Annotated in this window: 13 protein-coding genes; 8 read left to right on the top strand and 5 right to left on the bottom strand. The window is 70.2% G+C overall.

From position 1 onward, the window contains the following. Window positions 1–95: 95 nt before the first annotated feature. Window positions 96–881 carry an oxygenase MpaB family protein gene (locus AB0I43_RS35895; protein WP_356976212.1) on the bottom strand — a complete coding sequence of 262 codons (786 nt, stop codon included), beginning with the start codon at window positions 879–881 and terminating at the stop codon, window positions 96–98. Window positions 882–1100: 219 nt separating this feature from the next. Between AB0I43_RS35895 and AB0I43_RS35890 the strand changes: the two genes are divergently transcribed. Beyond that, complete coding sequence (locus AB0I43_RS35890; protein ID WP_356976183.1) at window positions 1101–1739, top strand: TetR/AcrR family transcriptional regulator; 639 nt, start codon at window positions 1101–1103, stop codon at window positions 1737–1739. Here AB0I43_RS35890 and AB0I43_RS35885 read toward each other — a convergent pair. After that, window positions 1736–2602 carry an oxygenase MpaB family protein gene (locus AB0I43_RS35885; RefSeq protein ID WP_356976182.1) on the bottom strand — a complete coding sequence of 289 codons (867 nt, stop codon included), beginning with the start codon at window positions 2600–2602 and terminating at the stop codon, window positions 1736–1738. The two genes, AB0I43_RS35890 and AB0I43_RS35885, sit on opposite strands and share 4 nt — an antisense overlap. Window positions 2603–2750: 148 nt before the next feature. Between AB0I43_RS35885 and AB0I43_RS35880 the strand changes: the two genes are divergently transcribed. Both AB0I43_RS35880 and AB0I43_RS35875 read left to right on the top strand, forming a co-directional pair. After that, window positions 2751–4157, top strand: coding sequence for an acyl-CoA synthetase (locus AB0I43_RS35880; protein WP_356976210.1), 1407 nt, complete (start codon window positions 2751–2753; stop codon window positions 4155–4157). 45 nt (window positions 4158–4202) lie between these two features. Further along, window positions 4203–4595: a PPOX class F420-dependent oxidoreductase gene (locus tag AB0I43_RS35875; RefSeq protein ID WP_356976181.1), complete on the top strand. Its 393-nt coding sequence runs from the start codon at window positions 4203–4205 to the stop codon at window positions 4593–4595. A gap of 48 nt (window positions 4596–4643) precedes the next feature. Here AB0I43_RS35875 and dapD read toward each other — a convergent pair whose 3' ends face one another. Beyond that, window positions 4644–5591 carry a 2,3,4,5-tetrahydropyridine-2,6-dicarboxylate N-succinyltransferase gene (gene dapD, locus AB0I43_RS35870; RefSeq protein WP_356976180.1) on the bottom strand — a complete coding sequence of 316 codons (948 nt, stop codon included), beginning with the start codon at window positions 5589–5591 and terminating at the stop codon, window positions 4644–4646. 117 nt (window positions 5592–5708) lie between these two features. Between dapD and AB0I43_RS35865 the strand changes: the two genes are divergently transcribed. The 3 genes from AB0I43_RS35865 (at window position 5709) to dapE (ending at window position 7854) form a co-directional block, all read left to right on the top strand. After that, window positions 5709–6095: a VOC family protein gene (locus tag AB0I43_RS35865; RefSeq protein WP_356976179.1), complete on the top strand. Its 387-nt coding sequence runs from the start codon at window positions 5709–5711 to the stop codon at window positions 6093–6095. Between the two features lie 18 nt (window positions 6096–6113). Next, window positions 6114–6677, top strand: a complete 564-nt coding sequence (locus AB0I43_RS35860) for a PadR family transcriptional regulator (RefSeq protein ID WP_356976177.1) — start codon at window positions 6114–6116, stop codon at window positions 6675–6677. A 79-nt stretch (window positions 6678–6756) separates the two neighbouring features. Further along, window positions 6757–7854 (top strand): succinyl-diaminopimelate desuccinylase, encoded by a 1098-nt coding sequence (gene dapE / locus AB0I43_RS35855; RefSeq protein WP_356976175.1) that lies wholly within the window; start codon window positions 6757–6759, stop codon window positions 7852–7854. Between the two features lie 678 nt (window positions 7855–8532). Here the strand turns inward: dapE and AB0I43_RS35850 are convergent. Both AB0I43_RS35850 and AB0I43_RS35845 read right to left on the bottom strand, forming a co-directional pair. After that, window positions 8533–8673, bottom strand: coding sequence for a hypothetical protein (locus AB0I43_RS35850; RefSeq protein ID WP_356976174.1), 141 nt, complete (start codon window positions 8671–8673; stop codon window positions 8533–8535). A gap of 2 nt (window positions 8674–8675) precedes the next feature. Next, a complete protein-coding gene (locus AB0I43_RS35845; protein ID WP_357433449.1) occupies window positions 8676–8804 on the bottom strand; it encodes a hypothetical protein in 129 nt (42 codons plus the stop codon). Here AB0I43_RS35845 and AB0I43_RS35840 point away from each other — a divergent pair. Then, window positions 8803–9540, top strand: a complete 738-nt coding sequence (locus tag AB0I43_RS35840; protein ID WP_356976172.1) for a TIGR00730 family Rossman fold protein — start codon at window positions 8803–8805, stop codon at window positions 9538–9540. The two genes, AB0I43_RS35845 and AB0I43_RS35840, sit on opposite strands and share 2 nt — an antisense overlap. Continuing rightward, window positions 9534–10097 carry a TIGR00730 family Rossman fold protein gene (locus tag AB0I43_RS35835; protein WP_356976170.1) on the top strand — a complete coding sequence of 188 codons (564 nt, stop codon included), beginning with the start codon at window positions 9534–9536 and terminating at the stop codon, window positions 10095–10097. Before AB0I43_RS35840 ends, AB0I43_RS35835 begins: the two co-directional genes overlap by 7 nt. Window positions 10098–10107: the final 10 nt, after the last annotated feature.

Here is a 10107-nt window from a genome sequence, read left to right as displayed (position 1 = left end):
GCTACACACCTACAATCACCACCGCGGCCACACCGCACTGGGCGGTCACCCACCAGCCAGCCGCGTTCCTAACCTCTCGGGTCAGTACACCTAGGTCAGAGCAGCGGCTTGCCCAGGCGGCGGCGGACGCGCATGTCGAGCAGGTAGGCGTTCATCGGGAACATCCGGGCCTGCCGGGGCAGCCGGGTGTGCACCGCGGCGATCGCGCGCAGTATGCGGTCGAAACGTGCCTGATCACGAGGGGTCCAGTCCATGCCCATCTCGGTGCGCAGGTGCTGGGGCAGCAGTCCGGTGACGATGAAGCGCTGCAACCGGGCGAAGAGCAACTGGGTCGGGCGCGACAGCATCTTCAGGTCGATCAGGTTGTCGAAGTATTCGCGCAGCGCGGGTTCGATGGATTTGGTGGCCAGGTTCGCCTCCCAATACTGCTGGAACGCCGCGCGATTCGGCGGCCACTGCTCCTCGCGCATCTGCAAGGTGGTGCCCAGCCGCGCGCAGTACTGGTAGAACGCTTCGGCTTTGGCGGGCGCCATCGGGCCGTGCATGCGGGTCTGCAGATCGTCGATGCCCCAGTACAGGCAGGCCGCCACCCACAGCTGCAATTGCGGGTCGAAGGCGTTGTACTTGACGGGGCTGTCCGCGGTGGAGCGCACCGGCCGGTGCGAGCCGTTGACGGCTTCGCGGTAGATCGCCCGCTCCTCGTCGGTGCCCATGAGCGCGACCGCCAGGTAGGTCAGGGTGGTGCGCAGCCGCTTGAGCGGATGCAGGGTGACCTTGCCGCTGTCGACGGTGCTCTCCAGCACGCCGCGCCCGACGGGCCGCAGGCTCAGCTGCATGATGACGTTGGCCGTGCCGCCGAGGAAGGCGGCGACGCCGTCCATGTGCTCGCGCACGGTCTCCGGCGTGAACTGGATGTAGGCGATGGGTTCGGAATCATGGCTGCTGTACGCGGCGGTCATGGCGGCTCCCCGTTGAGCGTGAGACGATTTGTATCAAACCTTCTCATCCTCTCGAATCGGTGTCAATGGCGCCGATGAGGTTGTGCGATGAGTAGGACGTCATCGCCTCACCGCGGCGCGCGGGTCGTTAGGGTGGGAGGCATGGCGAGGCTGACCAAGTTGCTGTCGCTGGTGCGCAGCACCGGCCCCGAGGATCGCAATCAGGCGCGCGTGCTCGACGCGGCGCTGCTGGCGTTCCTCGATTTCGGCATCAAACGCACCAGCATGGTCGAGGTCGCCCGCCGCTGCGGACTGTCCCTGGCGACGCTCTACCGGCGCTTCGCCAGCAAATCCGATCTGATCCAGGCGGTCGCGCTGCGCCAGACCCGGGAATTCATCGACGAGGTGGACGCGGCCCTGCAGCGCCAGGTCGATCGCGATGCCCGCGCCGAGGATCAGATCGTCGAACTGTTCGTCGCCTTCCTGACCGGCTTGCGCGAGAACAAGCTGGTCCATCGGCTGCTGGCCACCGAACCGGATTTCGTGCTGCCGTTCCTCACCACCCAGGGCGCGCCCATCATCGAACTGGGCCGCGACTACCTCGCCGAGTTCGTCACCCGGTTGCAGGCGGAAGGCAAACTGCCGGAATACGATCCGGAGCCGCTGGCGGAGATGATCGCGCGCACCGCGGTGTCCCTGGCGCTCACTCCGCAAACGGTGATCCCGCTCGGCGACGATGCCGCGATCCGGCGGTTCGCCCGCGACCACGTGGTGGTCTCGTTCCGGGTGCCGCAGAACTAGACCAGCCGCAGGCCCAGCCGGCGCCGGAGGCGGAAGTCGGCCATGTAGGCGTTGACCGGGAACATGCGCACCGGTGCGGGCATGGCGCCGGAGACGGCGCCCAGCGTGCGCATCGCGGCGGCGAGCACCTGGTCGTCGAAAGCGCTCCAGCGCATGCCCATCTGCTCGCGCAGGTGTGGCGGCAGCATGCCGGCCACCACCCAGCGATGGAACCGGGCGAAGGGCAGGCGCACCGGCAGCGGCAGCATCTTCAGGTCGACGAGGTCGTCGAAGTAGGCGCGCACCGGGGGATCGATCCGGGTGCGCGCCAGATTCTCGGTCCAGTACGCGTCGAACGCGGCGCGGTCGGCGGGCCACAGCTCCGGGCGCATCTGCAAGGTGGTGCCGAGGCGGGCGGCGAAGTAGTAGAAGGCGTCCGCGGCCGCGGCGTCCATCGGACCGTGCAGGCGCTCGTACATGTCGCGCGCGCCCCAGTACAGGCACGCCGCCACCCACAGCTGGAGTTTCGGGTCGAAGGCGTTGTATTTCACCGGGCTCGCCGCGGTGGAGCGCACGGCGCGGTGCGAGCGGTTCACCGCCTCCCGGTAGGCGGCGCGCTCGTCCTCGTCGCCGAGCATGGCCACCGACAGATAGGTGACCGTGGTGCGCAGGCGTTTGATCGGGTGCTTGGTGACCTTGCCGCTGTCCACCGTGCTCTCCAGCACGCCGTAGCCGACCGGGGGCTCGGCCAGCTGCATGATCACGTTCGCCGCGGCGCCGAAGAACGCGGTGGCGCCGTCGAGATACTGGGCGATATCGAAATCCGCGCCGGCGGAGTCACTGGGCGGCGCCGAATTGCGCACCGCGCGAAGCGGACTGGTCATGATCGACCTCGTTCTCGTCGTTGAGAAGGTTATGCATCAACTTTCTCACTGCCTCCCCATTGTGTCAACGGTCACAATCGCGGCCTGCCCCGTGCGCGCCGGGGCGCCCGCCGGGCAGTAGCGTGGGCGAGTGTCCTACGGTCCGCCGCTGCTGCTCCGCTCGCTGAACCCGCTCGCCGTCGCCGCCGGCGCGGATATCCCCGACGCCGTCACCCTCGACGGCGTGACGCTCTCGCGCAGCGACCTGCTGGGCGCGGCGACCTCGGTGGCCGAGCGGATTTCGCGCGCCGAGCGGGTCGCGGTGCTGGCCGAGCCGAGTGTGACCACGGTGCTCGCGGTCGTCGGCTGCCTGATCGCCGGCGTCACCGTGGTGCCGGTGCCGCCGGACGCCGGCAGCGCCGAACTCGCGCACATCCTGCGGGATTCCGGCGCGCAGGCCTGGCTCGGCAAGGCGCCGGAGGGCACCGAACTACCGGTCGTCCCGGTGCGGGTGCACGCGCGGTCCTGGCACACGTATCCCGAACCCGACCCGGCCACAACGGCTTTCGTGCTCTACACCTCGGGCACCACCGGGCCGCCCAAGGGGGTGGTGCTGAGCCGGGCCGCCATCGCGGCCGGGCTGGACGCACTCGCCGAGGCGTGGGCGTGGACGGCGAACGACGTTCTGGTGCACGGACTTCCGCTGTTCCACGTGCACGGCCTGATCCTCGGCGTGCTCGGCCCGCTGCGGGTGGGCAGCCCGCTGATCCACACTGGCAAGCCCACCCCGCAGGCCTACGCCGCCGCGCGCGGCACGCTGTACTTCGGGGTACCGACGGTGTGGTCGCGGATTGCCGAGAATCCGGACGCGGCAAAGCAATTGGCGTCCGCGCGGCTGCTGGTCTCCGGGAGCGCCCCGCTGCCGGTGCCGGTGTTCGAGCGACTGCGCGAGTACACCGGGCACGCGCCGGTCGAGCGCTACGGCATGAGCGAGACCATGATCACGCTGTCCACCCGGGCCGACGGCGAGCGGCGGCCGGGCTGGGTCGGCACACCGGTCCGAGGCGTCGCGACCCGGCTGCGCGACGAGGCGGGCAACGACGTGCCGCACGATGGCGAAAGCATCGGCGGCCTGGAGGTTTCGGGCCCGATGCTGTTCGACGGATATCTGAACCGGCCCGACGCCACCGCCGAGAGCTGGACCGCGGACGGCTGGTTCAGGACCGGCGACGTCGCCGTCATCGATTCCGGCGGCTGGCATCGCATCGTCGGCCGGGAATCGGTGGATCTCATCAAATCCGGGGGCTACCGGGTCGGCGCGGGCGAGATCGAGACCGCGCTGCTCGGGCATCCGGCGGTCGCTGAGGTCGCGGTGGTCGGCCTGCCCGACGCCGACCTCGGCCAGCGCATCACCGCCTTCGTCGTGCTGCGGGAGGCCGCCGACGGCATCGAAGAACAGCTCATCGCCCATGTGGCCGAACAGCTTTCGGTGCACAAGCGCCCACGCGAGATCCGCGTGCTGGACGCGCTGCCGCGCAACGCCATGGGCAAGGTGCAGAAGAAGCTGCTGGGCTGATCGCGCCTTGACCTCGAGTTCACTCGAGGTCTTACGGTCACGGACATGAGCGCAGCCTTGACCCAGGAACACATCGACTACCTGCAGACCCAGCGGCTCGGGCGGCTGGCCACCGTGCGCGCGGACGGGTCACCGCAGAACAATCCCGTGGGCTTCCACTACAACGCGGACCTCGGCACCATCGACATCGCGGGCTGGAACATGGGCGCCTCGTGGAAGTTCCGCAATCTCGCGGGCAACGACCGGGTCGCCTTCGTCGTCGACGACATCGCCTCGGTGCGCCCCTGGCGGGTGCGCTGCCTGGAGATCCGTGGCACCGCGGAGGCGCTGACCGATGTCGATTCCTACCTCGAGGGCGTCCCGTCGCGGGAACTGATCCGCATCCGCCCCACCCGCGTCATCGCCTTCGGGCTGAACCCGGCGGCCGTCGACGCCTGAGAGACGAAACGCCCACCGGCGCAAGGCAGGTGGGCGTCTCGGGGAGGCTCAGTCGTTCGCGTGCAGTGCGGCGTTGAGTTCGATGCCGGTGCCCTGGCGCGGCACCACCTCGACCGCGCCGGTCTGGGAGTTGCGGCGGAACAGCAGGTTGTTCCGGCCGGAGAGTTCGGCGGCTTTCACCACGGTGCCGTCCGGAGTGCTGACCTTGGTGCCCGCGGTGAGGTACAGGCCGGCCTCGAGCACGCAGTCGTCGCCGAGCACGATGTTCAGGCCCGAGTTGGCGCCCAGCAGCGAACGTTCGCCGATCGAGATGATGGTGGAGTTGCCACCGGACAGCGTGCCCATGGTGGACGCGCCGCCGCCGACATCGGAGCCCGCGCCGACCACGACGCCCGCGGAGATCCGGCCCTCGACCATGGAGTTGCCCAGGGTGCCGGCGTTGAAGTTCACGAAGCCCTCGTGCATGACCGTGGTGCCGGAGGCCAGGTGCGCGCCGAGCCGGACCCGGTCGGCGTCGCCGATGCGCACGCCGCTGGGGACCACGTAGTCGACCATGCGCGGGAATTTGTCGACGCTGTAGACGGTGACCGCGCCGCGGGCGCGCAGCTTGGCGCGCACCGCCTCGAAGCCCTCCACCGCGGCGGGGCCGTGGTTGGTCCACACCACATTGCTGAGCAGGCCGAACTGGCCGTCCAGGCTGATCTCGTGCGGCTTGACCAGGCGGTGCGAGAGCAGGTGCAGGCGCAGGTAGACATCGTGCGCGTCGACCGGGGCGGCGGACAGGTCGGCGATCTCGGTGCGCACGGCGATCACGTCGACGCCACGGGCGTCGTCGAAACCGAGCAGCGCCGCGTACTCCGCCGGCGCCTCCGCCAGGCGCTTGGTGCCGGTCTCGGCGAACTCGCCGAGCTCCGGATTCGGGTACCAGGTGTCCAGGACGGTTCCGTCCGCGGTCACGTTGGCGATACCGATTGCTGCTGCTCCCTGACTACTCACGTTTCAAGAGGTTACCCACTGATCCCGGACCGCGGTGCAGCTGCATTGCTAGCCAAATTTGGCTACTCGAGCTAGCCTGGATCTGGTTAGTCAAATTTGGTTAGTTAGGAGAGTTCGATGTCCGCTGTGACCCCGTACGTGATGGTCGACGACGCCACCGTTTTCCGTGCCTTCCTGGAACAGGTCTTCGACGCCGAGGTGCCCACGCTGGTACCGCTGCCCTCGGACCCGCACCGGGTGATCCACGCCGAGGCGCGCATCGGCGAGAGCTCGCTGTTCTTCGCCGACTCCGGCGCCACCGGCGGCCGGTGCCTGAAATCGCCCACCGAGCCGGTGCACGTGCAGCTCTGGGCCGCGGTGCCGGACCCGCAAGACGCCTACGAGCGGGCCCTCGCCGCCGGCGCGCGCTCGGCCGCCGCGGTCGCCGTGCAGGACGACGGCAGCCGGATGGGCGCCTTCGTCGACCCGTTCGGCACACTGTGGTGGGTCACCGCACCCGCCTGATTCGACCGGAGGTATGACGTGACGGCGGTTCGACTGCTCGTACTCGGCGCGGTCCGGCGCCGCGGCCGCGCGCACGGCTACCAGGTGCGCGCCGATCTGGAATCCTGGGGCGCGCACGAATGGGCAAGAGCCACTTCGGGTTCGGTCTACCACGGGCTGAAGTCCCTGGCCAAGGACGAGCTGCTGCGGGTGCACGACACCGCGCCGAGCACCGCGGGCGGACCGCCGCGCATGGAATACGAGCTGACCGCGGCGGGGGAGCAGGCCTACCAGCAACTGCTGCGCTCGGCGCTGGCCCGCCGCGACCCCCGGCTCGACCTGCTCGCCGCCGCCGTCGGCTTCATCGACGACCTGCCGCGCGCCGATGCCGTTGCGCTGCTGCGTGATCGGGCCCAGGAGCTGGGCGCGTGGCGGGCCAGCATCACCGCGCACCTGCCGCCGGGCACCGACCTCGACACCTGGGGGCCGGTCGGAGAGGTGCTCGGGCTGTGGCTCGACACCGCCGACAGCCGGGCCGCGTGGACCCAGCGGTTGATCCAGCGGTTGGAAGGCGGGGCGTTCACCATGGCCGACGACCGGTAGTTCGCGTGCTCGGGTGTTGTGGTGGCGGCCCGGTCCCGGTGGATGCGGTGGCGGGGTACGGCGGTCGTAGGGTGGGGGCGTGACTTTGGACCTGGCTGCCGACCCCATCGCGCTCACCGCCGCTCTCGTCGACATCCCCAGCGTCTCGCTGGACGAGAAGGCCATCGCCGATCTCGTGGAGCTGGCGCTGCGGGAGCAGACGACCGGGTTCGAGGTGCTGCGGCACGGGAACGTGGTGCTGGCGCGGACCGACCGGGGGTTGCCGACGCGGGTCATCCTGGCCGGGCATCTGGACACCGTGCCGATCGCGGACAACGTGCCGAGCCGGTTCGACCGGGACGAGGCGGGCGCGGAGGTGCTCTACGGGTGCGGCACCGTCGACATGAAGTCCGGCGACGCGGTGTTCCTGCACCTGGCCGCCACCATCGCCGACCCGGTGCACGACCTCACGCTGATCTTCTACGACGGCGAGGAGATCGCCGCCGAGCACAACGGGCTCGGTCACATCGAGCGCGACCTGCCGGAGTGGCTGGCCGGGGATCTGGCGATCCTCGGCGAACCGTCCGGCGGGTGGATCGAGGCGGGCTGCCAGGGCACGCTGCGGGCCCGGTTGAGCACCGCCGGCGTGCGCGCGCATTCGGCGCGCTCCTGGAAGGGCGACAACGCGATTCACCGCCTCGCGCCGATTCTGCGGCGGCTGGCCGAGTACCAGGCGCGCGAGGTCGACATCGACGGGTGCGTCTACCGCGAGGGGCTGTCCGCGGTGCGCGTCTCCGGCGGCGTGGCGGGCAATGTCATCCCCGATGCCGCCGAGGTGGACGTCAACTTCCGCTTCGCGCCGGACCGCTCGGTCGAGCAGGCCGTCGAACATGTCCGCTCGGTCTTCGAGGGCCTGGACCTCACCTTCGACATCACAGACTCGGCCCCCGGCGCGCTGCCCGGCCTCACCGCGCCCGCCGCTGCGGCCCTCATCGCCTCGGTCAACGCGCACGGCGGCGGCGGTGTCCGGGCCAAATACGGCTGGACCGACGTCTCCCGCTTCGCCGCCCGCGGCATCCCCGCCGTCAACTTCGGCCCCGGCGACCCCAACTTCGCCCACAAGCGCGACGAACACTGCCCCACGGCCCAGATCACCGCCGTCACCGCCATGCTCCGCACCTACCTCACCGGCGCCTGACCCCAACCGTGCGCCGCGCCCCCACCGCCCGCCGGTAGCGTGGGACGCATGTCCAGCGACGCCGCCGACCCCCAGTCCGGTCCGCCGGTGGCCGGTACCCCGGCTCCGAATCCCCCCACCCCGAACCCACCCCCACACCCCGCCCCGGACAGCGAATCCGCGCCGCCGTCGCAAGCCGAGCCGCCCCGCCCGCCGAGCCCGTCACCGGCTCCCGCCCAGCCCGCATCCCCGCCGCCCGCTGCACCGCAGGCGGCTCCCGCCCGGTCGCAGTCGGCGCAAGCGGAACAGTCCGCGTCCGCGTCCCCCTCGAATTCGTCGCCTGGTTCCGGCGCGCCCGCGCAGGGCAATCAGCCGCCGTCGCAGAAACCGGACCGATCGCCGGACTCCGGGCAGTCGCCGCGTGACCAGTCACCGCCTTCTCCGCAGCCGAGTTCGTCGCCCGGTTCCAGCGTGGCCGCGCAGGGCGATCAGTCAGCGTCGCCGCAATCGGCCTACGCGACGGAATCCGGGCAGTCGCAGAGGGAGCCGTCGGCGCCGCAGCAGCCGGGCCGGTCGCCGGAATCCGCGCCGTCGCAGAGTGGGCAGCCGGAGCAGCATTCCGCGCCGCAGTCGCGCCAGAGTGTGCGGCAGTCGGGTGAGTTCGCGCCGCAGCCGCAGTCACAGTCACAGCAGCCGCAGTCACAGTCGCAGCCGCCGCAGCAGGGGCAGCAGTACTCCCCGCAGTCGGGTGAGTTCGCGCAGCAGCCGCAGTACGGCCCGCAGGCGGGTGGCTATGCGCAGCAGCAGTACGCGCCTCAGCAGGGGGGTTATGTGGCGCAACCTCAGTACGGCCCGCAGCCGGGGCAGTACGCACCGCCGGTGGTGGGGGCGCCGGTGCGGAGTGCGCCGGTGGCGAGTGGGCCGGTGCCGGGGTTGCCGCGGTCGACGCCGAAGTTTCGGGGGCCGATCATGTTTCGGCGGGATCGGAAGCCGGGGTTGCGGACGGCGGATCAGAATTTGCTGGACGGGTATGGGCCCAGTGATTGGGTGCACACGGATCCGTGGCGGGTGCTGCGGATCCAGGCCGAGTTCGTGGAGGGGTTCGGGGCGCTGGCCGAGGCACCGCCCGCGGTGGCGGTGTTCGGGTCCGCGCGCACGCCCGCCGACCATCCCGAATACCAGGCGGGCATGGCGATCGGCGCGGCACTGGCCCGGGCCGGGTTCGCGGTGATCACCGGCGGCGGACCGGGTGCGATGGAGGCGGCCAACCGGGGCGCCTCGGAGGCGGGCGGCTATTCGATCGGCCTGGGCATCGAGCTGCCGTTCGAGCAGAGCCTCAACGAGTGGGTCGACCTGGGCATCAACTTCCGCTACTTTTTCGCGCGCAAGACCATGTTCGTGAAGTACTCGCAGGCCTTCATCTGCCTCCCGGGCGGTTTCGGCACCCTGGACGAGCTGTTCGAGGCGCTCACCCTGGTGCAGACCCGCAAGATCACCCGCTTCCCGATCATTCTGTTCGGCACCAAATACTGGTCCGGGCTGATGGATTGGCTGCGGGATTCGCTGGGCGGCTCGGGCAAGATCGCGCACGGCGATCTGGCCCTGCTGCATGTCACCGACAGCGTCGAGGACGTGGTGTCGATCATTACCAACAATGCCGCCGAGGGCGGCGCATCCGACGCGATCGGTACGGAGGATCAGTGGTGAGTGAGCCCGTGGCACAGCCTTATTCGGTGTGCGTGTACTGCTCGGCGAGCACCGTCGACACCGAGTATCTGGCCCTGGCCGCGCAGGTGGGCACCGAGATCGCCGCGCGCGGCTGGCAATTGGTGTCCGGCGGCGGCAACGTGTCGATGATGGGCGCGGTCGCCGCGGCGGCCCGCACCGGTGGCGCGAGCACGGTCGGTGTCATCCCGAAACACCTGGTGCACAAGGAAGTCGCCGACACCGACGCCGACGAGCTGGTCGTCACCGACACCATGCGCCAGCGCAAGCAGGTCATGGAGGACCGCGCCGACGCGTTCCTCACCCTGCCCGGCGGCATCGGCACCCTGGAGGAGTTCTTCGAGACCTGGACCGGCGGCTATCTGGGCCAGCACGAGAAGCCGGTGGTGCTGCTGGACGCGAACGGCTTCTACCGCGGCCTGTTCGAATGGATCGACGAGTTGCACCAGCGCAAATTCGTCCCGCAGCCGGCTTTGGATCGGATCACCGTGGTTACCACCATGGAAGAGGCCTTCGCGGCCCTGCAACCCCCGGCGTAACCGGCCGGGC

The sequence above is a fragment of the Nocardia sp. NPDC050435 genome, from assembly GCF_040655395.1.
Taxonomy (GTDB): Bacteria; Actinomycetota; Actinomycetes; order Mycobacteriales; family Mycobacteriaceae; genus Nocardia.
This window is presented reverse-complemented; position numbering and strand designations above follow the sequence as displayed.

Bases quoted from the DNA above. Each gene is read 5' to 3' on its own strand.
- AB0I43_RS35845 (WP_357433449.1), bottom strand. From the start codon at position 8,804: ATGATCGGCCCCCGAAACTTCGGCGTCGACCGCGGCAACCCCGGCACC.
- AB0I43_RS35840 (WP_356976172.1), top strand. From the start codon at position 8,803: ATGTTTCGGCGGGATCGGAAGCCGGGGTTGCGGACGGCGGATCAGAAT.
- AB0I43_RS35885 (WP_356976182.1), bottom strand. From the start codon at position 2,602: ATGACCAGTCCGCTTCGCGCGGTGCGCAATTCGGCGCCGCCCAGTGAC.
- AB0I43_RS35865 (WP_356976179.1), top strand. From the start codon at position 5,709: ATGTCCGCTGTGACCCCGTACGTGATGGTCGACGACGCCACCGTTTTC.
- AB0I43_RS35875 (WP_356976181.1), top strand. From the start codon at position 4,203: ATGAGCGCAGCCTTGACCCAGGAACACATCGACTACCTGCAGACCCAG.
- AB0I43_RS35890 (WP_356976183.1), top strand. From the start codon at position 1,101: ATGGCGAGGCTGACCAAGTTGCTGTCGCTGGTGCGCAGCACCGGCCCC.
- AB0I43_RS35895 (WP_356976212.1), bottom strand. From the start codon at position 881: ATGGACGGCGTCGCCGCCTTCCTCGGCGGCACGGCCAACGTCATCATG.